Raw genomic sequence first — 23,293 nt, 5'->3', positions numbered from 1 at the left:
GAAAGAAAAAAAACAGGCCGCCTTGAGGCGGCCTGCCGGGAGGAGGAACTCAGACCCCGGCCTTGGCCAGGGCGGCGGAGACGATCTCCTGAGCCTCTTTCTGGATCAGATCCAGGTGCGCCTCACCGCGGAAGCTTTCCATGTAGATCTTGTAGATGGACTCGGTGCCAGAGGGACGCGCCGCGAACCAGCCGTTCTCGGTCACCACCTTGAGGCCACCGATGGCCGCCCCGTTGCCGGGGGCCGCGGTCAGCTTGGCCAGGATTGGTTCGCCGGCGAGGCTGGAGGCCTCGACCAGGCTCGGATCGAGCTTGGAGAGCACCGCCTTCTGCGCCGTGTTGGCCGGCGCATCGATGCGGCGGTAGCTGGAGCGGCCGAAGCGAGCCTCCAGGGCGTCGTAGTGCGCCTGGGGATCCTTGCCGGTGACGGCCAGGATCTCGGCAGCCAGCAGCGCCAGAATGAAGCCATCCTTGTCGGTGGTCCAGACGCGGCCGTCTTTACGCAGGAAGGAGGCGCCGGCGCTCTCCTCGCCGCCAAAGCCAAACTCGCCGCTAAAGAGGCCGTCGACGAACCACTTGAAGCCGACCGGCACCTCTTTGAGGGTGCGGCCGATGTCGGCGGCGACCCGATCGATCATGGACGAAGAGACCAGCGTCTTGCCCACGGCGGCGGCCTCTGGCCAGCCGGTACGGTGGGTGAAGAGATAGTGGATCGCCACCGCCAGATAGTGGTTCGGGTTCATCAACCCGGCCTTGGTGACGATGCCGTGACGGTCGTAATCCGGGTCGTTACCCAGGGCGATGTCGAACTTGTCTTTGAGCGCAATCAGGCTGGCCATGGCGTAGGGACTGGAGCAATCCATCCGGATCTTGCCGTCCTTGTCCAGAGTCATGAAGGAGAAGGTGGGGTCGACCCGGTAGTTGACGACCTCGATATCCAGGTCATAGCGCTTGGCGATCACGTCCCAGTAGGCCACGCCCGAGCCGCCGAGCGGGTCGACGCCTATCTTGATGCCGGCCCGCTTGATGGCCGCCACATCGATGACCTGCTCGAGATCGTCCACATAGGGGGTCACATAGTCGTGCTCGACCACGTTGGCCAGGGTCAGCGCCTGTGCAAACGGCACCCGCTTCACGTCCACCAGCCCCGCCTCGAGAATGGCATTGGCGCGAGCCTCGACCCAGGCCGTGATCTCTCCCTCGGCCGGACCGCCGTGGGGCGGGTTGTACTTGAAGCCACCATCGCGCGGCGGGTTATGGGACGGGGTGATCACCACACCGTCCGCCTGCTCGGCGTGCCCCGCCCCGTTATAGGCGAGGATGGCATGGGAGATGACCGGGGTCGGGGTGTAGCCAAGACCGGCCTGAATGCGCACCTCGACGCCGTTGGCCACCAACACCTCGACGGCGCTCGCCAGGGCCGCCTCGGAGAGGGCGTGGGTATCCATGCCCACAAACAGAGGGCCGCGAATACCGGCCTGCTGGCGATACTCCACCAGCGCCTGGGTCACCGCCAGGATATGGGCTTCGGTGAAAGCGCCGTCCAGGCTGCTACCCCGGTGGCCAGAGGTTCCGAAGGCAACCCGCTGCTCTGGGCGGCTCATGTCCGGTTTGTTGAGGTAATAGGCGCTGACCAGACGGGGAATGTTGGTCAGGTCTTCGGCGCGAGCCGGCTGACCGGCGTGAGGATGGAGGGCCATGTCGTCTTTCCTTGCTAACGATGAATCAGATGGCGGCACATACCCGGGTCGTCAGCGCCTCGTCATACCCCATGCTGCTCATCAGCTGGGCAATGATGTTCTGCTTGCGACTGGTATTGGTATTGGTAATCACCCAGAAGGGGGTACCGGGTACCGGCTTGGGCTTGGTGGTGCTGCCGCTCGCGCGCAGGGCCTCGGGATCGCGGGAGAAGTACATGCGCTTGCGCCCCTTGATCTCAGCGGCCTGGGTAAAGGCGTCCGGGTTCTCCCCGTACAGGCTGGCCAGTACCAACATGAAACGCTGGATGGATCGCTCCTCCTGGGCCAGTTCGCCGCTCTCGAGCAGGGCGAGCAGACCGCTGGCCGAGGCGCTGGCCTGGGCCGGTTTTCTGGTCACCGCGACGCTACTCTCGCCACTGGCAACCGGCTGGGCAAGCAGGCGGCGCAGGATATCGGAGGCACTCTCACCGATATGGCGGGTCTGGCTGGCGATGTAGAGGTAGAGATCGTCATCAAGCTCGATGGTTTTCATAGGGTTGGCACTGGGCTCATCGGAAAACGGATGCGGCGATTATACATAGGCAGCCCCGCCAGCCCAAGGGAAGGGGAGTGCGCGGCAATGGGGCAAGAATAAGGCATAATGGCGCTGCCGGTATGTGATCCTGTGCACCCTCTGGGGTATTTTGTTGGAACATTACCACACCAATTTACCTAAAAGTTGATCGAAACTGTTTTCTTTCAGCGTATTACATCACTGTACGAATCAATGAACCTGCTGCAGGAAGGTAATTTTGCTACTTAATTTTAAACGCCTGGGCGCCGGTGAGCCGGTCATCCTGATCCACGGCCTGTTCGGCAGCCTCGACAACCTCGGCCTGCTGGCCCGCCCCTTGAGCGAGGGATTCGACGTCATCAGCGTCGACGTGCGTAACCACGGCGCCTCGTTTCATCGAGAGAGCATGACCTACCCCGAGATGGCCGACGACATCCTCGCCCTGATGGATGCACTCGGCCTGCCCCGGGCTACCCTCATCGGTCACTCCATGGGGGGCAAGATCGCCATGCAGGTGGCCAAGCAGGCGCCCGAGCGCATCCATCGCCTGGTGGTGGTGGACATGGCGCCGGTCGCCTATCCCCACGCCCGCCATCAGAATGTCTTCGCCGGTCTGCAGGCGGTGATCGCCGCCGCCCCCGCCGGTCGCGGGGAAGCCGACGCCATCCTCGCCGCCCACGTAGAGGAGGCCGGGGTACGCCAGTTTTTGCTCAAGTCGTTTGCCAAGGGAGAGCATGGCTGGGATTGGCGCTTCAACGTGAACGCCATCATCGCCGCCTACGGTGACATCATGGGCTGGCCGGATCCCCACTCTCGCTTCGAGGGGCCGACCCTCTTCATCAAGGGTTCCGAATCGGACTACATTCAGAGCGCCCATCAGACGGCGGTGCAGGCCCAGTTCCCGGCGGCCCGGGCCAGGGTGGTGAGCCCGGCCGGTCACTGGCTGCACGCGGAAAAACCCTCCCTGTTCAACCGTTTGGTTGTGGATTTCCTGTCGACAGGCGGTTAACAGTTCGAGCGCCTTTGTGCTATAGTGCGCCGGTCATAAGGAGTGTGCGCATCCCATGTTGAGTGAACATATTGATTTAATTGAAAGTCTCGGTCTGAAGATCTTCTTTCTGGCCGTGTTTCTGTTGATCGGTCTCGCCATCCATGACGTGCTGAAACGGGGCAATGTGCCCAAGTTTGGCCGCTTTATCGTCTGGTTGGTACTGTTCCTGGGGTGCGCGGGTTTTGTCGCCAAGGGGCTGATCGAACTGAGCTGGGAAGGCGCAGGGATCGGCTAAAAAAGAAGTTGTATGGCCAAGCAGCAAGCTGATCGCACTACTCTGGATCTGTTCGCCAACGAAAAACGCCCGGGCCGGCCGAAAACCAACCCACTCCCCCGCGAGGCACAGCTCAAGATCAACAAGCGCAACCAGCTGAAGCGCGATCGCGAGAATGGGCTAAAGCGAGTCGAGTTGAAGGTGGAGGCCGACCTGCTGGAACGCCTGAACCAGCTGGCCGAGCGCCAGAATGTCAGCCGTGCCGAGCTGATCCAATCTATCCTGAAGCAGCAGATGGATGCCCTCCTCCCCGAGGCAACCTTCTGATGAATTCCAGAATTAACACCACAAACGGGTAACGAGACACATGGCAAGTGTAGGTCTGTTTTTTGGCAGCGATACCGGTAATACCGAAGCTGTCGCCAAGATGATCCAGAAAGAGCTGGGCAAGCAGTTGATCGAGGTCCACGACATCGCCAAGAGCAGCAAGGCAGATATCGAGAACTTCGATCTGCTGATCTTTGGCATCCCGACCTGGTACTACGGCGAATCCCAGGCCGACTGGGATGACTTCTTCCCGGAGCTCGAAGAGATCGACTTCAACAACAAGCTGGTTGCCATCTTCGGTTGCGGCGATCAGGAAGACTACGCCGAGTACTTCCTCGATGCCATGGGGACCCTGCGTGACGTGGTTGAGGCGCGCGGTGCCGTCATCATCGGTCACTGGCCGACCGCCGGCTACGAGTTTGAAGCCTCCAAGGCGCTGGTCGACGACAAGCACTTCGTGGGTCTGGGCATCGATGAAGATCGCCAACCCGAACTGACTGCCGAGCGCGTGCAGAAGTGGTGCAAACAGCTGCACGAAGAGATGTGCCTCTCCGAACTGGAGTGAGCCACAAGCCCTGCAAATGCAGGGCTTTTTGTTTGCGTCCAGTCACGGTTCAGGCTTTGTTTGATACCCTCCGCATTGACCCTTCCTCTCCGTCTGCATAAGTTAGACCCCGTACCGACTCGCTGGATATCAAGATGAAGATCCTTCTCGTTGAAGACGACAAGCTGCTCAATCACCACCTCACCACTGTGCTGGGCGAGGCGGGCAATCAGATCTACAACGCCCACGACGGTGAACTGGCGCTCCACTATGCCGATAACTACCCCATCGATGTGGGCATCGTCGATCTGGGGCTGCCCGGCATGGATGGGCTGACCCTGATCCGCCGCCTGCGCGAGCGACAGATCCCCTTCCCCATCATCATCCTCACCGCCCGGGGTAACTGGCAGGACAAGGTTGAGGGGCTCGAGGCCGGTGCCGACGACTATCTGGTGAAGCCGTTTCAAAAAGATGAGCTGCTGGCGCGTCTCAATGCCCTGGTGCGCCGCAGCGCCGGCTTTATCTCGCCGCGGGTGTGCGCCGGTGACTACGAGCTGGATCTGTCGCGCAAGGAGCTGAAGGTGGCCGGGGAGGTAGTGACCCTGACCAGCTTCGAGTATCTGATCCTCGAGTACCTGATGCGCAACGCCCGCCAGGTGGTCTCCAAGCAGCAGCTGCTCGACCAGCTCTACGGCGATGGTGAGGGGGACCCCAACACCATCGAGGTGATGGTGAGCCGTCTTCGCAAGAAACTCGATCCCGCGGGAAAGATCCAGCCGATCTCGACCATTCGTCGTCAGGGCTATATCTTCAACCTCTCATGCAGCTGATCCGCCGCTCCCTGCACCTCAAGCTGCTGTTAAGCTCCATGGTGGTGATCGGCCTCATCACCGCCGTGGCCGTCTACGCCCTCTATCGCACCCATTCGGAGGAGCTGACCCAGGAGTACAGCACCCGGATGAACCAGAACCTCTCGCGCCTGCTCTCGGCGAGCGGGCTCAAGCATCAGAGCCAGGATCCGAACGCCCTGGTCCTCAACCGGGAGGCCATCGACCCCACCCTGGATACCCTGATCTGCCGCGCCGATGGCCAGATGAGCTGGGCCAACATGTTCATGCCCGAGGTGCTGGCCCACAAGGAGAAGATCTGCGGCGATCTCGCCCGTTATCTCGGCAATGAGGACAAGGACTACCTGTTTCGCTATCTGGAGCTCAGCAAGGGGAACTACTTCATCTACAGCATGCGCTTCTCGCGCAGCGAGCAGGGACAGCCCGTCACCTACTATGTGGTGATGATCGACACGGCCAAGCGCTACCTGGAGGAGACCCACGCCTATCTCGGCAAACGGATCCGCCAGGCGGTGGCCGGTTATCTGCTACTGTTTGGCCTGCTGCTACTCACCACCCGCTGGACCCTCGGCTCCCTCTCCACCCTGCGCCAGGAGATAGACGAGATCCGCGAGAGCAAGCGCGAGGCTCTCTCGAGCGGATACGAGCGCGAGCTGCTGCCGCTGACCGAATCGGTCAACCAGCTGTTAGAGAACGAGCGTCAGCAGACCCTGCGCTATCAGCACGCCCTGAACGATCTCGCCCACAGCCTCAAGACCCGGCTCGCCCTCATCCAGATCACGGCGCAGGATGCGGGGATTGGGCGCGAGGCCAATGACAGCCTCAATGACCAGATCCTCACCATGGATCAGATCATCCAGTATCAGCTGCGGCGTGCCGTGACCGGGCGCCAGGGGCTATCCAGACGCGGTACCGAGCCTGTTCCCCTCATCGAGAAGCTGCTCGCCAGTCTGGCCAAGGTCTATCGCCACAAGAAGCTGCAGACCCGTTTTTACTTCGACGACGATGCCCTCTTCGCCGGCGATCAGGGCGATCTGATGGAGCTGATGGGGAACCTGCTCGACAACGCCTGCAAGTTCGCCATCTCCCAGGTGCAGGTGACCCTGCGCTACAAGGAGAAGCGGCTGCTGATCCTCATCGAAGACGACGGACCCGGCATCGAGCCGGGCAAGTGCGAGCAGATCTTCCAGCGCGGGGTACGCGCCGACAGCTCGGGGGGACAAGGGATAGGCCTCGCCGTCGCGGCCGAGATAGTCGACTCCTACGGTGGCACCATCAGGGTGGATGAATCCCCTCTCGGTGGAGCCCGCTTTACCCTCACGCTCCCCTAACGGCGCGTCACCAGCCACTCCCCCTTTCCCACCGGCACCAGGCTGGTGACAAAACGGGGATCGGCCTCGACCTCGCCCCGCCAGTCGGCCAGCTCATGGGCGTGGGAGAGCGCGTTATCGACCACCAGCAGACCCCGCGGGGCAAGCAGGCGCTGCAGCTGCGGCCACCAGCCCTGATAGCGGCTGCGGTCGGCGTCGAGAAACAGCAGATCTATGCTCCCCGGGGACAGCTTATCCAGCGTTGCCTCTGCATCGCCCCCCACCAGCTCAATCCAGGGCAAGAGCCCGGCCCGCTCGACGTTGGCGAGCGCCAGCATGCGCTTGCTCTCCTGTCTCTCCAGGGTCATCACCTTGCCGCCCAGATCACGCACCGCCTCGGCCAGCCAGAGGGTCGAATAGCCGTTCGAGGTACCCACCTCGAGCACCCTCTTGGCCCCGGTAGCGCGTACCAGTACCCCCAGAAATTCCCCCGTGTCCCGGGTGATGTTGAGCATGCGCTGGCCATGATGGGCCGTCTCGGCGTCGTGGCGTTCACCAAAGAGCTCCAGCTCTCGCTTGAGGGCTTCAAGATTCATGGATTGGCCTCCAGCCAGGCGGCCAGATTAGCCAGCGCCTCTTGCAGGTAGAGGGCCATCCCCTGCTCGGTGACATAACCGAGGTGCGGGGAGCAGAGCACGTTGGGCAGGGCGAACAGGGGGGAGTCGAGCAGGGGCTCCTGCTCATAGACATCGAGGGCCGCCGCACCGGGGCATCCCGCCCGCAGTGCCGCCTCCAGCGCCCCCGGTGCAATCAGCTCGGCCCGGCTGGTGTTGACCAGTAGGCCGTCTGGTTTCATCTGTGCGAGTTCGTCGAACGTCACACAACCCCGGGTCGCCTCAACCAGCCGCAGGTGCAGGCTCAGTACATCGCTCCGAGCAAACAGGCTGCCCTTGTCCGGCGCAGCCGAATAACCGGCCGCGATGGCCGCCTGACGCGAAGAATCCGAGCCCCACACCAGCACCTTCATGCCCAAGGCCTCGCCAAACCGGGCCACCCGCTGGCCAATCTTGCCAAACCCCCAGATCCCGAGGGTAAGGCCAGCGAGGGTGCGCCCGAGCGACGCCCCCGCTCCCCACTGCCACTCGCCCCGATCCAACGAGGCGTGATAGGGCTGCAGGCGCTTGCTGGCCGCCAGGATCAACGCCCAGGTGAGCTCGGCCGGCGCCACCGGGGAGCCGCCCCCTTCCAACACAGTAATCCCCAACCGTTCACAGGCGGCCAGATCGATGTGGCCGCTGACGCGTCCGGTCTGGCTTATCACCTTCAGATTGGGCAAGGCGGCGAGCAGCTCGGCGTCGAGCCGGGTGCGTTCGCGGATCAGGATCAACGCATCAAAGGGCAAGAGTCGATCGATCAGGGTCTGCCGATCCGGTGCCGGGCGGGTAAAACGTGTCAACCGGTGGGGCTCGGGCAACCCCATAGTCTGACTGCTGAGCTGGTAGTCATCGAGAATAGCAATCTGCATTCGGCCTCCCTTCCGTACTCATTGGAGTACGACAGGGTGCCACTTACCCACCCCCTGGGCAAGCACCGCGGGAGTGGGCGGCCCCGCGTTGGGAGCCCATGACCTGGCTAACCGTAACGGCGACGATAGAGGCGCAGACCGATGGTCACCATGGCGGCGACAAAGAGGGTCATAGAGCAGATCAGCAGGCTCTTGGTCAGGAGCTGCTGATGCTGGGCGAAGAAGGGGATCGTCATGACGGCGCGCCCGAAGAGGCCAAGCAACATGCTCCAGAGAAAGGCGCTGGCAAAACTCGAGACCATGACCCCGGAGAGGTGCAGGCGCGACATCCCCATCAGCATGGGGGTCAAGACCCGCACGAAGGGGATGAAGCGGGAAGAGAACATGGCGAGGAAACCGTAACGTTTCAGCAAGCGGGAGGCCTTGGGCAGGCTCTCGTCGGGGATGGCTCTCTCTATCATCCCCATGAAGGAGGTGCCGTGCAGGGCATGCCCCTGCCAATAGGCGATGAGACTGCCCAGCCCGGCAGCCACGGGCATGTAGACCAGTGCCACTTCGGGCCCCATGACGCCGAGGCCGGTGAGCCCGCCCGCCAGCAACACCAGGCTGTCTCCCGGCAAGGGGAGAAAGACGAAGCTCGATTCGAGAAAGAGGATCACCATCAGGCAGGCGATAAGGGGTCCCATGGCCTGCATATGGATCAGATGGTTGTAATCCTGATGCCAGATGGCCAGCAGCAAATCATGCATGATGTGCTCACGCTCCTCGTAATACAGGCTCCCGTCGACCACAGCGTCGACGAGAGGAGGGGGCGGCCGGGGCCACTCCAAAACACGGTCACAGAAGCCTACCGCGCCAAGCCTGCCATGAACAGCCCCATAAGAGACCAAATTTGCTGCAGGACGTGAGGATGCTCCAATTTCGACCCGATTCTACTCGCCGGATCCGAGACGTGCTGCCTGACGGCGTCGATAGAGACGCAAGCCGATGGTGATGATGGCCAGCATGAAGAGCAGCAGGGAGGTGACCAGCAGGCACTTGGCGAAGAGATGGTGGTACTCGGCCAGCAGCGGCACCTGCATCATCCCCTTGCTGATGAGGCTGAGCGCAAGACTCCAGAGAAATGCACTGGCGAAGCTGACCAGGGCAACCCTCGGCAGGTGCAGCCGAGACACCCCCATCAACATGGGAGTAAGCACTCGCACGAACGGGATGAAGCGGGAGATAAACATGGCCAGGAAGCCGTAGCGGCGAAGCAAATGCCCGGCCCGCTCCACACTCCCTTCCGGGATCAGCCGCTCGATGTGGTGCATGAAGCGAGTACCGGCCAAGGCATGGCCCTGCCAATAGGCCACCATGCTCCCCAGACCCGCCGCCAGCGGCAGGTAGAGCAGCGTCACCTCGGGGCCGAGCACGCCCAGCCCCACCAACCCACCGGCCAGCAGCACCAGGCTGTCACCCGGCAGGGGCAGAAAGACGAAGCTCGACTCCAGAAAGAGGATGGCCACCAGGCAGGTGACCAGCAGGCCGACGGCACCAAGGTGGCTCAGTTGTTCGTAATCCTGCTGCCAGATGGCGACCAGCATCTCCTGCATCTACTGCGACTCCGAGTGGGGAAAAGATGAAGGGAGCCCAGCTCCCGGGCTCCCTTATAGGGTAAGGCAACTGAATAAACCATTAATGACCCGGCGGCACGCGTCCCTTGCCGCGCCGCAGCCATCGCTCACACGACCAGCGGCCCCCCCCCAGCACCACCAGGGTCAGCAGCTGCCATCCCCACAACCGGTGATCGTAAAACCCCTGCTCCCACAAGACGGGATAGGAGAGCACCGCCATGGCATTGAAGCCAAACAGCAGCGCCGCCACCGGGCGGGTCATCAGCCCCAACAGCAATAAGGGAGGCAGCAGTAACTCGGTAGCGGTACCAATCCAGGCGGCCCACTGCCATGGCAGCAGGGGAACCCGATATTCGAACTCGAACAGGTAGAGGGTGCTGTCCCAGCTCTCTATCTTCAGGAGCCCGGCCCGCAAGAACGCCATGGCAACCGTGACACGGGCCAGCAGCAAGAGCAGATCGAGGGCGTGAGAGGGCAGGCGCGCCTGCCACTGCGAGGCCCGTTCAAACAGGGATATCATCCAAACACTCCTTATCATTCGCTTGCCACCCCACGATCAACCGGTGCGGTAGCAGGGTGGCCAGGGTTGCGAGCAGATGGGTCTGCCCTTCGGCCAGGTGATCCAGGGTGGCTCCGGCCTGGATCTGCGCCAATAACTGCCACTGCGCCTGGGTAAGGCTGACGCCCATCACCCGGTGATCCCTTCCCTTACGCAGGGCCAACCAACAGGGCTGAGCGAGGTCATTGGGGGCTTGTCCCTGCCCCAGTGCCATCGCCCAAAGCGCCTCGACCGGCGTCTCGGCCCTAAACAGGCAGAGATCATGGGGTAGTAACAGGCGCACCCTGCCCATGAGAGCGGGATCCAGACCCGCCAACTGATCGGGCACGAAGACCCGGTCGTCATAGGGACGCAGGGCACAGCGCTCACGCATCCACTCGAAGCGGGCCAACTCGACAAGCCAGGGAAGATGAGCCGCCGTCGGCAGGCTCGCCAGCCAACCGTCAAATCCCTCGCCGTAATCTTGCAGCGCCCCCTGAGCCAGGGGGGTTGCCAACACAAAACCGCGAGCGGCGGCGGCGAAGTACTCCTCCCCGACCATGGCCGCCACCGCCGGATAGGTTGCCGCCAGCGCATCACACAGACTCAGAATGAAATGGTTGCGGTAGATCTGCAGCAGGGCCTCGGCGGGTATGGCGCCCTGGCGAAGGGTCACGGCCACCTCATCCCCCTCCCCCAGCAGGGCGCTCGCCACCCCTCGCTGCCACTCATGCAGCGCGCTCATGGCAGGCCTCCAGTATGGTTGCCGCCTTACCGGCTTCCGCCAGCAACACCTCGAGGGGCGGAATATCGAGATCCCATTCGATCAGGGTCAACACCGGGTGATGAGCCACCCATTGCCGGTAGAGCTGCCAGACCCCGTCGACCACGGGAGCACTGTGGGTATCGATGTAGATGCTCCCCCCGGGCAAGGGCTTTTCGCTATAACCGGCCAGGTGGATCTCCTCGACGGAGCCTGGGTCGAGCGCCGCCAGATAGACCTCGGGATCGAAGCCGTGGTTGTGGGCACTCACATAGAGATTGTTGAGATCGAGCAAGAGCCCACAGTCCGTCTGTCGCTGCAAGCGGGCCAAAAACTCCCATTCGGTCAGCTCTGCGGCGGCAAACATGAGATAAGAGGAGGGATTTTCAATCAGCAGGCGACGCCCCAGGGCGTCTTGCACCGCACTCACCTTGTCCGCAAAGTGAGCCAGCGCCGCCCGGGTATAGGGCATGGGCAGCAGATCGTTGAAGAAACGGCCATCCACCGAGCTCCAGCTCAGATGCTCGGAGAGCCGGATCGGTTTCATCTCGTCAACCAACTGCCTTAGCTGCCGCAGATGCTGGCCGTCGAGGGGATCGGCCGACCCGAGCGACATGCCGACCCCATGCAGACTGATCGGATAGTGGCAGGCCGCCTGACGCAACCACGCCCGGGCCTCGCCATGAGGATTGAAGTAATTTTCGCTGTGCACCTCGATCCATCCCAAGGGAGGGCGCTCGGTGAGCAGAGCCTGATAGTGGGGGGGACGCCAGCCAATGCCGACCAGAGGGTGAAACGCGCTGTTCATCTGTCGCTCCTGAGACGGCAGGGGGCGCTTGCCCCCTGCCCCCACTTACATGGGCTTGAGGCTACCGCCTGCCAGCTTCTCACAGAGCCCCTTGGGCACGACGACGAAGGCATCCTTCATGGCATCGTCCTTGACGGTGCCGGCACAGGAGCTGGACTTGGTGGCACAGTCGTTCTTACCCGCCTTGGCCACGCCATAGCACTTCTCTTTCTCTTCTGCGGCGAAGGCAGGAGCGGCGGCCATCTGGGCACCCAGTGTCAACAGGCCGGTCACGACGGAGGCGATAGCGATTGATTTGCTCATGATCTGTTTCCTTTTTTAGTGTGACGTGCCCTCATGACACGCTCACAGATAAAACCGGGATCACGGCAAATCGCTTTCACCTTTTCTGTACTTTTTTAATGTCCGTTGAGGCGGGTGAGTTTACTCAGCGTCAATAGGGTCTGTGTTGAGAAGTCGCTCACACAGAGCACAAACGTCAGCTCATCGGCCTGCCAGGCCTGCTGGGGGCGCTCATGCTCGGCGATGATGAAGCCAAGCAGCTCCCCCTCATGGTGCAGGGGCGCCATCAGGACACGACCCGCGAAGGGGGTGAGACCAAGCTGGGTCAACATGGCGCTGAAGCGGGAGAGATCATAGGGGTCACTGAGTACCAGACAGGGTTCATCCCCCTGACGGGACTGCTCATAGCGCCCCTGCAACATCGCCATGGGCATGGAAAAGCCCTGCTGGTGCTCCTGCTTGGGGGCGAGATAGAGATCTTGGCAATAGAGCCGCGCCTCTCCCTCGGTGCAAAACCAGAGGCTGGCACGCACCGCCCCAGTCCCCTCACAGATGGCGCGCGTCACCGCGCCGGCGGCGCGCCTGACATCTTCTCGGGTCAGGGCATCGCTGCTCGCCAGGGCAAGCAGGGCATCGAGCTGCCCACGCAGACGCCGTTGAGCCATGAGCTGCTCTTCACGCAGCTGCTCCAGGGTATCGAGCATCCGGTTACAATCGAGCGCCACCTGGGCCAGTTCATCCTGTCCCTCCACCAGCACCCGGCGCACCGCGCCCTCATGGTTGATGAGGCGCAGGTTAGCGGCGAGTCGCTCGAGTCTGGCCGTGATGCCCTGGTTGAGGATGAGCAGCACCAAGGCGCCAAACAGCACCACAGCACCGCCCGACCAGAGGATAAGGCGGTCGGCGATCTCGCGCCCCTCTTCCCGCCACATTCGGCCCTGGGTCACGGCAAACGGGATCACTGTCCCATCCAGGGTCTCGAAAGACCCAAAAGAGGTGATCTCCTGCTCGTCCACCTTGAGCACGCGCTCACCCAGCGCGAGATTGCGCCGTTGCTCCTCGCCAAGCGCCTCGGTCAGCGTCTGCTCATCGGGTAAGGTAAAGGTGAGGGAGAGACGCTTTCGCAGCTGCGCAAGAAAGGGCTCATCCAGGTGCCTGGCCATCAGCAGCATGCCTCGGCCAGGCCCCTCCCCCTCGCTGGTAAGGATGGGGGAGCCCGCTATCAACAAACGCTCATTGCCATCCAGCCAGAGACCGGAAAACTCCCGCCCGGCGGCCTGACGAGCCAGCAGGCTCTCCAGACCGGCCAGTTGCTCGGGCGTCATGGCGAGGGTTTGGCCTTTCTCGTAACGCTCGGCAAATTGTGGACGGCGGGTCCCATCGAACAGGGCGATGTGATCAAACCCCAGGGTTTCAAAGGTGCGAGCATTGATGTTGGAGGCCAGATAGCGGGGATCCCGGGTCTCCATATAGTCATAGGTGTCGTCCCACTCGGCCCAGTCGCGCGCCAACCTCAGCAGATTACCCACCTCCCCCCCCATGGCCTGCTCCACACGGTTCTGATTGCGCTCGATGGCCCCGTGCTCGAGCTCGGCGAAACGCCCCTCGACCAGCAGATGCAGTCCGAGGTAGCCGGAGGTGAGCAGTAGCAACAGCACCAGCAGAATGGAGAGGGTGATTCGGCGGCTAATTTTCATGGTGAGCTCCGGCACAGGGTGGCACCTTGAGTCTAAAACACCACCATAGCACTGCGCGCCTCGCCTGGCACTCATCGCTTACAGGGCATAAGGGGTGTCTGGAAGTGATTTCCATTAGTATTTAAAATGGCGTCCCAGTGCAGTACCGGACCCCAATATGGATAGCCTGACGCAGCTTGTTTTCTCCCCTCTCTGGCAAAAAGCCGCGGGGCTACTCGATTTTAATGGCCGTCTCGGCCTCCCCTTCCTGACCATCTCGCTGCTGGTCGCCTTTCTGCTCTATCGCCATCAGACCCGTAAGGGGTATAGCCAGGCCAAGAGCTTCGGCGCCTTTCTGGGGGGGCGGCGCATCTGGCTGCACCGCTCGGCGCTGGTTGATTACCAGTACTATTTCGTTCGCGCCCTACTTCACCTGCTCTTTATCCTGCCCATTCTGGGCTGGCTCGATCCTGTGCTGCTGAAAAGCGCCGACGTACAGGCATTGCTCGAACGGCTCTGGGGGGCTCGCCCGCGTGTAGGGGAAAACATGGCGATCATGGCACTCTACGGCCTGGGCGCCTTCGTGGTGAGCGACTTTGCCCACTACTGGCTGCATCGCGCCTTTCATGGTCGCTGGCTGTGGGAGTTTCACAAGGTACACCACAGTGCCACCGTCATGGTGCCCCCAACCGCCAGCCGCATCCACGTGATGGAGAAGCTGAGCGAGATGATCGTCAAGGGCACCCTGCTCGCCCTCTATGGCGGCATCGTTTACTGGCTCTGCGGCGGCGAAGTGGATAAATACACCCTGTTTGGGGTGAGCTATATGGTGCTCATCTTCAACTCGCTGGCGGCCAACCTGCGCCATACCCATATCTGGCTCTCGTTCGGCCCTCGCATCGAGCACATCCTCAATAGCCCGGCCCAGCACCAGATCCACCACAGCCGGGATCCCAAGCACTTTAACCGCAACTTTGGCACCAATCTCTCACTGTGGGACTGGATGTTTGGCACCCTCTATGTCACGACACAGGTACCGGAGCAACTGGAGTTCGGGGTTGGACCCAAAGACAACGAACGCTACATGCGGATCCACAACCTGATCCTTCGTCCCTTCTGGGTCACGGCCGGCAAGCTGCTCCGTGCTCTCGTGAGCCCACTGCGCCACAATAACGGCAACTGACCAGGCCATCGCACCGGCGATGGCGCCGCGTCTTAATGGGGCGTCATCTCGTCGCGCATACGAAAACGCTCGAGACGATTAGACAACTCCCGGGCCAGGGCATCGAGCTCTACACTGCTGCGCTCCAGCGTCTCTGAGTGCAGCCGATGGGCCTCATACAATTCCCTTATCCCCAGCACGTTGTTCTGGATGTCGTCGGTGACATAACGCTGCTCTTCGGTCGCCGTGGCCACCTGAGCCGTCATGTCGCTGACCCGGCGCACCTCGCTGACAATCTCCGAGAGCTCGCCGCCGGCTCGCTTGGCCTCATAGACGCAGCGCTCGGCCTGCTCACTCCCCGAGTGCATGGCCACCACGGCCTGACGGGCGCCGCTGCGCAGCCTCGACAACATTTGCTCAATCTCATCGGCCGAGTGCTGGGTGCGCGCCGCCAATGCCCGCACCTCTTCGGCCACCACGGCAAAACCGCGGCCCGACTCTCCGGCCCGCGCCGCCTCGATGGCCGCATTGAGGGCCAGCAGATTGGTGCGATCGGAGATCTGTTTGATAAGGTCCAGGGCGGCGGCCACCGACTCGGTCTCGGCATTGAGGCTATCGACCAGAGACTGGGTCTCGGCCAGGGTCGAGGAGACCTGCTGAATGGCGGCTATGGTCTGGTCAACCTCCTCATCCCCCTGACGGGCACGCCCGATCGCCTGCTGAGTCGCCTGAGAGGTCTCGGTGGCATTGCGTGCAATCTCGCTCACCGTGCTCGCCATCTCGGTGGCCGCCGTGGCCACCAGATCGACCTGCCCAAATCCGCGCGCCACCCCCTCATTAACCTGGGCTATCACCCGCGCCGAATCGGCGGCGCTGCGCGTCAGCACATGGCAGGAGCGACGGACCTCGACCATCAGTCCCTCCAGATGCTCGAGGAAATGGTTGAGATCCCTGGCCAGAGCCCCCAGCTCATCTTCCGACTGCCAGTTAACCCGCACGCTCAGGTCGTTGTTCTGCACCAGAGACCGGAAGGTGCGGTGCAAGCGGGTAAAGCCCTGATGCAAGTCGGTGACTATCTTCCAGCTCACGGCTATGGTCACCAGCAGACAGAGGAGCACGGCGCCGGCCGCCCACCAGAACTGCTGCCATGTGGTTTCATAAAGGCGCGCAACCCCCTGATGGAGCTCCCCGTAGAGGCTGTCCTCGGCCTGTTTGAACAAGTTGATCTTGTCGGTGATCAGGGCAAACCACTGCTCGGGATCGACACCAAAGTGGCCTTCATTGGCCTTGGAGAGGGCCAGTTGCTCCAGCTCGGCCACCTTACCGACCACAGGGCTTTGCAGCGCCTTGGCGAACAAGTCCCGCTGGGCCTCGGTAGCCAGGGCATCAAACCGCTCCAGATAGGTCTGTTGCGCCGACAGCAGCGCGATAAATTTCTGCAACAGCACAGGCGTGAAGGCATCGCTGGCGAAGACATTGCTTAAGGTGGCCCGCTCCAGCCCCAGACGCTCTTTGCTCTGCAAGAAGGCCGCGTAGGCGCTGGTCTGCAACGCAAGATCCGCATCTTCGCTGCGCTGACTGACCCCATCGACGGCGGCGAGCAGATGGCCAATCAGACCGCTATAAAAAGAGACCAAGTCCCCAACCTCTACCGAGAGGGACGAGACGCGATCACGCATCGCCGCCAATCCTCGCAGGGATTGCTGAACATCGCTCAAGGCTTGCAGCGCAGGCTCGCTGGAAAAGCGGCCCAGCAGGGCATCGACCCGGGCACGCTGCTCTGGCAACGTCTGAACGAACTTACTCCCCTTCGAGCCCACAAAACCCGCCGACATGCCGCGCTCTTTTTGCAGCTCATGGGCCAGTTGCGCCGTCTCCTGCACCACGGTCAGCTGCGCCAAGGCCTCTCCAGTCCGGACGCCACTATGATAACGATCCAGCACGAAGCGGCCCGAGAAGAAGAGCAGCGCCAGGAGTGGAAGACAGACGATCAGCAGCATCTTGCCGGTCAGCCCAAGCTTTTTCATCACTCACCTCATCGACTTAGCAAACTGTCAGCTATCAGCGTAGGCGAGCGGATCCATTTTCGGCATGAGCGACTTCATGGTTTAAGCAGATAAAGAAATACCGGCCCGAAGGCCGGTATCCGGGGAGAGAGGCCGGTGACCTTCTCCTCTGATGACCACTGTCATCATTCTCCTGAGCATTGTGCATCGTTGGCCGACGCCGGGTCTCTGACGGACCCACCCTGTTTCAGCAAAAAATGGGCCAATTTATCAGTCCCTTCGCGAAGGCCCCTCCGGGCCGAGTTCGCTTCTTTCAAACCGTTCGGCGGTGCAACCTGTGGCCGGCAAGCGGCAAACATTGCCGTCAATGCAGAGTGGCGGCAACTGAGCCTAACACATAAAAAAACGCCAGCATGAGCGCTGGCGTTCTCTCTACGGACCTGGCGGATTATTTCAGGTCGAAACGGTCGTTGTTCATCACCTTGACCCAGGCCTTGACGAAGTCGCGCACCAGCTTCTCCTTGCCGTCTTGCTGGGCATAGACCTCGGCGTAGGCACGCAGCACCGAATTGGAGCCAAACACCAGGTCAACCCGGGTGGCGGTCCACTTCACTGCGCCGCTCTGACGATCCACGATCTGGTAGCTGTTGCGGCCAGTTGGCTGCCAGCTATAGGCCATGTCGGTCAGGTTGACGAAGAAGTCGTTGCTGAGCACCCCGACCCGGTCGGTAAAGACGCCGTGGGCCGAGCCGCCGTGGTTGGTGCCAAGCACCCGCATACCGCCGACCAGCACTGTCATCTCGCGGGCGGTGAGCCCCAGCAACTGGGCACGGTCGAGCAGCATCTCTTCCGGCTGCACCTGGTAGTGCCCCTTCTGCCAGTTGCGAAAACCATCGTGCACCGACTCCAGGAAGGCGAACGACTCGGCATCGGTCTGCTCGGCGCCGGCATCGCCGCGACCCGGCGCAAAGGGAACGACGATATCAACGCCGGCCAGCTTGGCCGCCTGCTCTACCGCTGCGCTGCCGCCCAGCACAATCAGGTCGGCGATGCTGACCGGCTTGTTCAGGGTGGCCTGCAGGGCAGTCAGGGCGTTGAGCACCTTCTCGAGGCGAGCGGGCTCGTTGCCTTCCCACTCCTTCATCGGCGCAAGGCGGATACGAGCACCGTTGGCCCCACCGCGATAATCGGAGCCGCGGAAGGTGCGGGCACTGTCCCAGGCGGTGGCGATCAAATCGGCTGGCGCCACGCCACAGGCCAGCAGTTTGCCCTTGAGCTCGCTCACCTCCTGCTCGGAGAGCTGGTAATTCACCACCGGCACCGGATCCTGCCACACCATGACTTCGCTCGGTACCTCCGGCCCCAGGTAGCGGCTGCGCGGCCCCATGTCGCGGTGGGTCAGCTTGAACCAGGCGCGGGCAAAGGCGTCGGAGAAGAGGTCTTGATCCGCTGCGAAGCGCTCGGAGATCTCCCGGTAGACGGGGTCAAAGCGCAGTGCCATGTCTGCGTCCGTCATGATGGGGTTGCAGCGCAGGGAGGGGTCTTCCACGTCCACCGGGCGATCTTCCTCCTTGATGGCAATGGGCTCCCACTGCCAGGCACCGGCCGGGCTCTTCTTGAGCCACCAGTCATGGCCCAGCAACATCTTGAAGTAGCCGTTGTCCCAGCGAGTCGGGTTGCTGGTCCAGGCGCCCTCGATCCCGCTGGTGACCGTGTCGCGGCCGATACCGCGGCTCTCGTGGTTGATCCAGCCAAGCCCCTGCTCGTGCAGCTCGGCGCCCTCCGGGGCCGGCCCCAATTTGGCAGCGCTGCCGTTGCCGTGGGCCTTGCCGACGGTGTGGCCACCTGCGGTGAGGGCGACGGTCTCTTCGTCATTCATCCCCATGCGGGCAAAGGTGACGCGCATGTCGTGGGCGGTTTTCAGGGGATCAGGGTTGCCATCCACCCCTTCCGGGTTGACGTAAATAAGCCCCATCATCACCGCGGCCAGCGGGTTCTCCAGATCCCGTTCACCACTGTAACGGCTCCCTTCGCTGCCGCTCGGCGCCAGCCACTCCTTCTCGGAGCCCCAGTAGACATCTTTTTCCGGATGCCAGATGTCCTCGCGGCCACCGGCAAAACCAAAGGTCTTGAGCCCCATGGATTCATAAGCGACGTTGCCCGCCAGGATCATCAGGTCGGCCCAGGAGATCTTGTTGCCGTATTTCTGTTTGATGGGCCACAGCAGGCGGCGCGCCTTGTCGAGGTTGCCGTTGTCTGGCCAGCTGTTGAGGGGGGCGAAGCGCTGGTTGCCGGTGTTGGCACCGCCACGGCCGTCGGTGGCGCGATAGCTGCCTGCGGAGTGCCAGGCCATGCGGATCATCAGGCCGCCGTAGTGCCCCCAGTCGGCCGGCCACCAGGGCTGGCTGTCGGTCATCAGGGCATGGAGGTCGGCCTTGAGGGCATCGTAATCGAGGCTGCTGAAGGCATCAGCATAATTGAAAGACTCATCCATCGGATTGGTCTTGCGGTCATGTTGGTGCAGGATGTCGAGGTTGAGGGCATTGGGCCACCAAACTTGAGGCTCCTGGCCGGCGGAAGTGGCGGCACCGTGGGCGATGGGGCATTGACCGGCCCCGCTGGCGTGTTTGTCCATCTATCAGATCCTCGTGTGGTCATACTGACGGCGAAACCCTTCGCTTCGCTGATGAGACTAGCCTACGCCCGCTAAAATGCATTGAACATTGAATTAAAAAGCTCACATCAATCGCTTTTTAAGATTAGCATCACCCTCTCCCTGGCACGGGATCGACATGCTCATGGCGCCCCTTCATCGCCGTTCTTTGTAAAGGGAAGGGCTACCGAGACCAGATAGATGGTCATTCCTCGCTTGTCATCCCAGGAACCACCGAGCGATTCAGTCCGCCCAGGTTCGAGATACACGCTGTTGGTGAGTGCTCTGGAGCTCCCATCTTTATCCAGCTGCAGCAGCGTGATCTTATATTGATTGGGCTCCTTGCCGTCGCGCCTCACCTCGACCCACTCGTCCCCCTGCTCAAACTTCCACAACGGCCCCCCTTCGGCGGGGATCTCGATGTACCGACTTTGCGCTGACAGTGGCTGCACGGTCAATTCCGTCGCACTCGCGGCAGCGCCAGCGAGCAGCAAGCAGCAAGCAGCAAGCAGCAAGCAGCAAGCTAAAGAGTATGGCGTTTGTCATGGCTACTTCCTTCTCGGTTCATATGGTATTGCCTTGCCAGGTTGGCAATCTTAAGGATTTTTCCTTGTCTTCCATAAAGATGTCGACCACAGCACTCATCCTGCGCTGATGGCCAGTCCTCTGCTCTTCACTGTACATCTTCATTACGGAGCGATTTAATACACCCAAACGAGCCCCAGTCAAGTCGACAACGAGCGTGGCCCACGTCAACGCCAATGGGCTCAGACGGCTTATCCAGAGCGCCCGGGACCTGCCATTGGGCTCAATCAACCGGGCTAGTGGCTCAACATGTTCTGCACTCATGCTTCAGGTGCCCCATGCCGGACACCGAGTGATATGCGTCATGACCCGCCACTATTGCTGGAAACATGGTCAAATCCCCCCCTGATAAGGGGATGTAGAGGAGACACTAGATGAACGTCACTGCTGCGATGGCCCCGCTGCTGGCACAGCTTTGGTATCTGCTGCCTCTGCTGCTGATTATCACTCTGATCAGAACCCCCTGGTTCAAGGGGATGATCGGGGAGTGGTTTATCAATCTCAGCATTCGCCTTTTTCTCGACAAACAGGAATATCACCTGCTCAAGGACGTGACCCTGCCCACCCCGCAGGGCACAACCCAGATCGATCATGTACTGGTGTCGCGCTTCGGGGTCTTTGTCATCGAGACGAAGAACATGAGGGGATGGATCTTCGGCCACCCGGATCACAAGCGCTGGACCCAACAGATCTATCGCAGCCGGCACAATTTTCAAAATCCCCTGCATCAGAACTACCTGCATGTGATGACGCTCAAGTCCCTGCTGGGGCTGGCGGACCACCAGCTTCACTCCGTCATCTGCTTTATAGGTGACTGCACCTTCAAGACCCCTATGCCGGACAACGTGATGAACCGCGGGCTCATTCGCTACGTCAAGGGGAAAACCACACCGGTATTAACCCCAGCCGACGTCACCCGTGTGGTTGACACCATCGAGCAAGGGCGGCTAGCCGCCAACTGGCAGACCCACAGACAGCATGTGGCCCAGCTGAGGGAACGTCATCAGACTTCTCCCAACTCTGCGGTCTCCGCCAACCCAACACCGCCTGTGGCCATGGGGTCCACCAACCAGAGTGAGACCCCGGCATGCCCCAGATGCGGCAATATTCTGGTGCTGCGTACGGCTCAGCGAGGGGAGAATAAAGGCAACCCATTTTGGGGATGCCATGCCTATCCAAGGTGCAAATACAGGGCCCCCTATTGCACCAGCAAGGAATAACAGATAGCCATTTGGCTCATTACAAGGAAAGGAAAGTGAAACGACTCTTTTTAGCCTCATCATTCGCCGATGTCGCCGACATCTTCGCGCAATTCTCACAGGGTGAGGGCAAGGGTAAAACCGTGGCATTCATTCCCACGGCGAGCCTTCATGAGGAGATCAACTTCTATGTCGCCGCGGCAAGAGAAGCGTTCATCGCCATGGGGATGGAGGTCTGCGAGCTGGAGATAGCCACCGCCACAGAAGCCGAAATGTCAGAGGCACTCGAGAGGTGTGACTATATCTATGTTTCTGGTGGAAATACCTTTTTCCTACTGCAAGAGCTCAGAAAGAGTGGTGCTGACAAGCTCATCGTCCGCCAGATAGAGGCAGGAAAGTGTTACATCGGCGAGTCCGCAGGGGCTATCGTGCTTTCTCCCGATATTTCCTATATCAAGGCGATGGATGATATCCGTGCCGCGCCCGATTTAGGCTCTCTTGCATCACTGGCCCTCGTCTCGTTTTATCCTCTTCCCCATCACACCAATTTCCCGTTCAAAGAGGTGGTGGAAGAGATTATCAACACGCTATCAGATGACATTGCGCTTTATCCCTTCAGCAACGCCCAAGCCATTGTGGTCACTGGTGACAAGGCCGAGATCGTGGGAAAACAGTGAGCCGCTATCCCGCTTGAAATAGCGGCCAGACAGGGTCAGCGGATCGTCGCCATCTTCTGCACGCAGCGCTGCTCGCGCTCATCCACCCGCTTGGCAAACCAGGCGGTGGTGAGATTGCGGGTGATCTTGGGGCTTTTCAGCTGGATGCCGGGCAAAATGGCGCGCGGCAGCCGTTTGCCGGCCTTCTGGTCGGCCAGGGTGAAGACCCTGTGATAGAGGGCACTCTGGGCAAACTCGCTGCTGTCGCCGAGCCTGAGGCTCTGATGGATGGCCGTCTTGCTCATCTTGAGCTGGCCGGCCAGGGTGTGAACGGCCAGCTCGGTGTTGCCGGGCTTGTCGGTATCGTAACGAATGAGATCCCCATCCAGCGCCAGGGTCTTGCCACTTAGCCGGCTCACCGCGGCCTGGAAGGCGGCATTGCGGCTCGCGTACCAGCCCGCATTGAAGTCGGCGAAGCGATAGAGGGTATCGGGGTAGTCGGCCGGATAGCCGAAGATGTGCTTGGTGCCAAACCAGATGCCACCGCGGCGGGTGAACACCTCGTGGCGAATGGACTCCTTGACCGGATAGGGGTAACCGCGGGCGCTCGCCTCGGCAAAGGCCACACTCACCTGCATGGGGCCGCCGGTACGCACCGGGTTCATGTTGCCAAAGAGCTGCTTGCCCATAGGCACGGTGCCTATCATGTCTTCAAAAATCTCGCTCATCTCCCGCTCGGTGCGAAGCGCATCGATGCGCTCGGCGTAGGTTTTGCCGGTGGGGGATTTGATGGAGAGCGCGGTGCGCACCATGAATTCGGGAATAAGCAGCTTGCCGGCCCGGGTGTTGATCTCCTTCCAGGCCATCTTGCTAAGGCCAGGCACCACGGGGTCGGCCTGATAGGTGGCCTCCTGCTCGGCCACCGCCAGCACGGTGCAGACGTTGTGATCGCTCACCGTCAGCCCCTGGCTGGTGAGCGCCGTCACCACGTCGTTGGCCCAGCCCGGCTTGTCCGGCACCTGCTTGGGCAGGAAGCGCACGATGCGAGTCTTCATGTCGGCCGGTTTCTGTGGCTGCATCGCCTTAGGGATAGGGCGTCCCGCCGGGGTCGCCGAGCTGGCCGGTGCGGGCGGCTCGCTGGCACAACCGGCGAGCAGCAAGGCAAGAGAGAGGACGGCCAGCGGCAGGCGTGGCAATCGGGTCATCGGGAGCTCCCTGTTGGGCACCGGCAGGCGGCGCGAGAAACAAACTGCGCCATTGTAGTGGAGCGCCGCAGCC

The 23,293-nt window shown here is 61.5% G+C and carries 24 protein-coding genes; 9 read left to right on the top strand and 15 right to left on the bottom strand.

Features of this window, described 5'->3' with window-relative positions:
* Nucleotides 1–49: 49 nt before the first annotated feature.
* Both pgm and seqA read right to left on the bottom strand, forming a co-directional pair.
* Complete coding sequence (gene pgm, locus BN1121_RS11165; protein WP_005347881.1) at nt 50–1,699, bottom strand: phosphoglucomutase (alpha-D-glucose-1,6-bisphosphate-dependent); 1,650 nt, start codon at nt 1,697–1,699, stop codon at nt 50–52.
* Between the two features lie 25 nt (nt 1,700–1,724).
* A complete protein-coding gene (gene seqA, locus BN1121_RS11160) occupies nt 1,725–2,231 on the bottom strand; it encodes a replication initiation negative regulator SeqA (protein WP_005347879.1) in 507 nt (168 codons plus the stop codon).
* A 259-nt stretch (nt 2,232–2,490) separates the two neighbouring features.
* On the opposite strand from seqA, the gene BN1121_RS11155 reads away from it, so the two are divergent.
* The 6 genes from BN1121_RS11155 to BN1121_RS11130 all read left to right on the top strand — a co-directional run bounded on the left by BN1121_RS11155 (nt 2,491) and on the right by BN1121_RS11130 (nt 6,567).
* Nucleotides 2,491–3,261 (top strand): alpha/beta fold hydrolase, encoded by a 771-nt coding sequence (locus tag BN1121_RS11155; RefSeq protein WP_005347876.1) that lies wholly within the window; start codon nt 2,491–2,493, stop codon nt 3,259–3,261.
* A 55-nt stretch (nt 3,262–3,316) separates the two neighbouring features.
* Complete coding sequence (locus tag BN1121_RS11150) at nt 3,317–3,538, top strand: DUF2788 domain-containing protein (RefSeq protein ID WP_005347875.1); 222 nt, start codon at nt 3,317–3,319, stop codon at nt 3,536–3,538.
* Nucleotides 3,539–3,550: 12 nt separating this feature from the next.
* Nucleotides 3,551–3,844: a LexA regulated protein gene (gene ybfE / locus BN1121_RS11145; protein ID WP_005347873.1), complete on the top strand. Its 294-nt coding sequence runs from the start codon at nt 3,551–3,553 to the stop codon at nt 3,842–3,844.
* 40 nt (nt 3,845–3,884) lie between these two features.
* Nucleotides 3,885–4,409, top strand: a complete 525-nt coding sequence (gene fldA / locus BN1121_RS11140) for a flavodoxin FldA (protein ID WP_005347871.1) — start codon at nt 3,885–3,887, stop codon at nt 4,407–4,409.
* 134 nt (nt 4,410–4,543) lie between these two features.
* Nucleotides 4,544–5,218, top strand: coding sequence for a response regulator (locus BN1121_RS11135; protein WP_005347870.1), 675 nt, complete (start codon nt 4,544–4,546; stop codon nt 5,216–5,218).
* Nucleotides 5,209–6,567, top strand: coding sequence for an ATP-binding protein (locus BN1121_RS11130; protein WP_005347868.1), 1,359 nt, complete (start codon nt 5,209–5,211; stop codon nt 6,565–6,567). Before BN1121_RS11135 ends, BN1121_RS11130 begins: the two co-directional genes overlap by 10 nt.
* Here the strand turns inward: BN1121_RS11130 and BN1121_RS11125 are convergent.
* From BN1121_RS11125 to BN1121_RS11085, 9 genes are all read right to left on the bottom strand, one after another.
* Nucleotides 6,564–7,142 (bottom strand): O-methyltransferase, encoded by a 579-nt coding sequence (locus tag BN1121_RS11125; RefSeq protein WP_005347866.1) that lies wholly within the window; start codon nt 7,140–7,142, stop codon nt 6,564–6,566. The genes BN1121_RS11130 and BN1121_RS11125 overlap by 4 nt on opposite strands.
* Nucleotides 7,139–8,071, bottom strand: coding sequence for a D-2-hydroxyacid dehydrogenase family protein (locus tag BN1121_RS11120; RefSeq protein ID WP_005347864.1), 933 nt, complete (start codon nt 8,069–8,071; stop codon nt 7,139–7,141). Before BN1121_RS11120 ends, BN1121_RS11125 begins: the two co-directional genes overlap by 4 nt.
* Before the next feature lie 107 nt (nt 8,072–8,178).
* Complete coding sequence (locus BN1121_RS11115) at nt 8,179–8,820, bottom strand: DedA family protein (RefSeq protein ID WP_005347862.1); 642 nt, start codon at nt 8,818–8,820, stop codon at nt 8,179–8,181.
* Between the two features lie 183 nt (nt 8,821–9,003).
* Complete coding sequence (locus BN1121_RS11110) at nt 9,004–9,666, bottom strand: DedA family protein (RefSeq protein ID WP_005347860.1); 663 nt, start codon at nt 9,664–9,666, stop codon at nt 9,004–9,006.
* A gap of 82 nt (nt 9,667–9,748) precedes the next feature.
* A complete protein-coding gene (locus BN1121_RS11105; protein ID WP_082038238.1) occupies nt 9,749–10,207 on the bottom strand; it encodes a DoxX family protein in 459 nt (152 codons plus the stop codon).
* The gene (locus BN1121_RS11100) at nt 10,191–10,970 is read right to left on the bottom strand and encodes an HvfC/BufC N-terminal domain-containing protein (RefSeq protein ID WP_005347856.1); all 780 of its coding nucleotides are present in this window, start codon (nt 10,968–10,970) and stop codon (nt 10,191–10,193) included. The genes BN1121_RS11105 and BN1121_RS11100 overlap by 17 nt, the downstream gene beginning before the upstream one ends.
* Nucleotides 10,954–11,796 (bottom strand): MNIO family bufferin maturase, encoded by an 843-nt coding sequence (bufB, locus tag BN1121_RS11095; RefSeq protein WP_005347854.1) that lies wholly within the window; start codon nt 11,794–11,796, stop codon nt 10,954–10,956. Before bufB ends, BN1121_RS11100 begins: the two co-directional genes overlap by 17 nt.
* Before the next feature lie 45 nt (nt 11,797–11,841).
* Nucleotides 11,842–12,099: a BufA1 family periplasmic bufferin-type metallophore gene (locus tag BN1121_RS11090; RefSeq protein WP_005347853.1), complete on the bottom strand. Its 258-nt coding sequence runs from the start codon at nt 12,097–12,099 to the stop codon at nt 11,842–11,844.
* A 95-nt stretch (nt 12,100–12,194) separates the two neighbouring features.
* A complete protein-coding gene (locus tag BN1121_RS11085; protein ID WP_043597883.1) occupies nt 12,195–13,775 on the bottom strand; it encodes a CHASE4 domain-containing protein in 1,581 nt (526 codons plus the stop codon).
* A gap of 157 nt (nt 13,776–13,932) precedes the next feature.
* On the opposite strand from BN1121_RS11085, the gene BN1121_RS11080 reads away from it, so the two are divergent.
* Nucleotides 13,933–14,937, top strand: coding sequence for a sterol desaturase family protein (locus tag BN1121_RS11080; RefSeq protein ID WP_005347847.1), 1,005 nt, complete (start codon nt 13,933–13,935; stop codon nt 14,935–14,937).
* A 32-nt stretch (nt 14,938–14,969) separates the two neighbouring features.
* Here BN1121_RS11080 and BN1121_RS11075 read toward each other — a convergent pair whose 3' ends face one another.
* The 3 genes from BN1121_RS11075 to BN1121_RS11065 form a co-directional block, all read right to left on the bottom strand.
* Complete coding sequence (locus tag BN1121_RS11075) at nt 14,970–16,943, bottom strand: methyl-accepting chemotaxis protein (protein WP_005347845.1); 1,974 nt, start codon at nt 16,941–16,943, stop codon at nt 14,970–14,972.
* 427 nt (nt 16,944–17,370) lie between these two features.
* Nucleotides 17,371–19,557 carry a catalase/peroxidase HPI gene (katG, locus tag BN1121_RS11070; RefSeq protein ID WP_005347844.1) on the bottom strand — a complete coding sequence of 729 codons (2,187 nt, stop codon included), beginning with the start codon at nt 19,555–19,557 and terminating at the stop codon, nt 17,371–17,373.
* A 161-nt stretch (nt 19,558–19,718) separates the two neighbouring features.
* Nucleotides 19,719–20,027, bottom strand: a complete 309-nt coding sequence (locus BN1121_RS11065; protein ID WP_005347842.1) for a hypothetical protein — start codon at nt 20,025–20,027, stop codon at nt 19,719–19,721.
* A 507-nt stretch (nt 20,028–20,534) separates the two neighbouring features.
* Here BN1121_RS11065 and BN1121_RS11055 point away from each other — a divergent pair.
* The gene (locus tag BN1121_RS11055) at nt 20,535–21,380 is read left to right on the top strand and encodes a nuclease-related domain-containing protein (protein ID WP_005347839.1); all 846 of its coding nucleotides are present in this window, start codon (nt 20,535–20,537) and stop codon (nt 21,378–21,380) included.
* Between the two features lie 35 nt (nt 21,381–21,415).
* On the top strand, nt 21,416–22,036 hold the full coding sequence (locus tag BN1121_RS11050; protein WP_005347837.1) for a Type 1 glutamine amidotransferase-like domain-containing protein: 621 nt from the start codon (nt 21,416–21,418) through the stop codon (nt 22,034–22,036).
* Between the two features lie 35 nt (nt 22,037–22,071).
* Here BN1121_RS11050 and BN1121_RS11045 read toward each other — a convergent pair whose 3' ends face one another.
* Complete coding sequence (locus BN1121_RS11045; RefSeq protein WP_005347835.1) at nt 22,072–23,220, bottom strand: DUF1615 domain-containing protein; 1,149 nt, start codon at nt 23,218–23,220, stop codon at nt 22,072–22,074.
* Nucleotides 23,221–23,293 lie beyond the last annotated feature (73 nt).

Source organism: Aeromonas diversa CDC 2478-85, from assembly GCF_000819805.1.
GTDB classification, from domain to species: domain Bacteria; phylum Pseudomonadota; class Gammaproteobacteria; order Enterobacterales; family Aeromonadaceae; genus Aeromonas; species Aeromonas diversa.
The sequence above is the reverse complement of the archived record's forward strand: the minus strand, read 5'-3'. Positions and strand labels throughout refer to the sequence as shown.

Excerpts from the sequence above, each read along its gene's own strand:
- ybfE (WP_005347873.1), top strand. The coding sequence starts at position 3,551 with ATGGCCAAGCAGCAAGCTGATCGCACTACTCTGGATCTGTTCGCCAAC.
- bufB (WP_005347854.1), bottom strand. The coding sequence starts at position 11,796 with ATGAACAGCGCGTTTCACCCTCTGGTCGGCATTGGCTGGCGTCCCCCC.
- BN1121_RS11105 (WP_082038238.1), bottom strand. The coding sequence starts at position 10,207 with ATGATATCCCTGTTTGAACGGGCCTCGCAGTGGCAGGCGCGCCTGCCC.
- BN1121_RS11090 (WP_005347853.1), bottom strand. The coding sequence starts at position 12,099 with ATGAGCAAATCAATCGCTATCGCCTCCGTCGTGACCGGCCTGTTGACA.
- seqA (WP_005347879.1), bottom strand. The coding sequence starts at position 2,231 with ATGAAAACCATCGAGCTTGATGACGATCTCTACCTCTACATCGCCAGC.
- BN1121_RS11150 (WP_005347875.1), top strand. The coding sequence starts at position 3,317 with ATGTTGAGTGAACATATTGATTTAATTGAAAGTCTCGGTCTGAAGATC.
- BN1121_RS11135 (WP_005347870.1), top strand. The coding sequence starts at position 4,544 with ATGAAGATCCTTCTCGTTGAAGACGACAAGCTGCTCAATCACCACCTC.
- pgm (WP_005347881.1), bottom strand. The coding sequence starts at position 1,699 with ATGGCCCTCCATCCTCACGCCGGTCAGCCGGCTCGCGCCGAAGACCTG.
- BN1121_RS11045 (WP_005347835.1), bottom strand. The coding sequence starts at position 23,220 with ATGACCCGATTGCCACGCCTGCCGCTGGCCGTCCTCTCTCTTGCCTTG.
- BN1121_RS11100 (WP_005347856.1), bottom strand. The coding sequence starts at position 10,970 with ATGAGCGCGCTGCATGAGTGGCAGCGAGGGGTGGCGAGCGCCCTGCTG.
- katG (WP_005347844.1), bottom strand. The coding sequence starts at position 19,557 with ATGGACAAACACGCCAGCGGGGCCGGTCAATGCCCCATCGCCCACGGT.
- BN1121_RS11075 (WP_005347845.1), bottom strand. The coding sequence starts at position 16,943 with ATGAAAAAGCTTGGGCTGACCGGCAAGATGCTGCTGATCGTCTGTCTT.
- BN1121_RS11085 (WP_043597883.1), bottom strand. The coding sequence starts at position 13,775 with ATGAAAATTAGCCGCCGAATCACCCTCTCCATTCTGCTGGTGCTGTTG.
- BN1121_RS11120 (WP_005347864.1), bottom strand. The coding sequence starts at position 8,071 with ATGCAGATTGCTATTCTCGATGACTACCAGCTCAGCAGTCAGACTATG.
- BN1121_RS11115 (WP_005347862.1), bottom strand. The coding sequence starts at position 8,820 with ATGCATGATTTGCTGCTGGCCATCTGGCATCAGGATTACAACCATCTG.
- BN1121_RS11125 (WP_005347866.1), bottom strand. The coding sequence starts at position 7,142 with ATGAATCTTGAAGCCCTCAAGCGAGAGCTGGAGCTCTTTGGTGAACGC.
- fldA (WP_005347871.1), top strand. The coding sequence starts at position 3,885 with ATGGCAAGTGTAGGTCTGTTTTTTGGCAGCGATACCGGTAATACCGAA.
- BN1121_RS11110 (WP_005347860.1), bottom strand. The coding sequence starts at position 9,666 with ATGCAGGAGATGCTGGTCGCCATCTGGCAGCAGGATTACGAACAACTG.
- BN1121_RS11080 (WP_005347847.1), top strand. The coding sequence starts at position 13,933 with ATGGATAGCCTGACGCAGCTTGTTTTCTCCCCTCTCTGGCAAAAAGCC.
- BN1121_RS11130 (WP_005347868.1), top strand. The coding sequence starts at position 5,209 with ATGCAGCTGATCCGCCGCTCCCTGCACCTCAAGCTGCTGTTAAGCTCC.
- BN1121_RS11055 (WP_005347839.1), top strand. The coding sequence starts at position 20,535 with ATGAACGTCACTGCTGCGATGGCCCCGCTGCTGGCACAGCTTTGGTAT.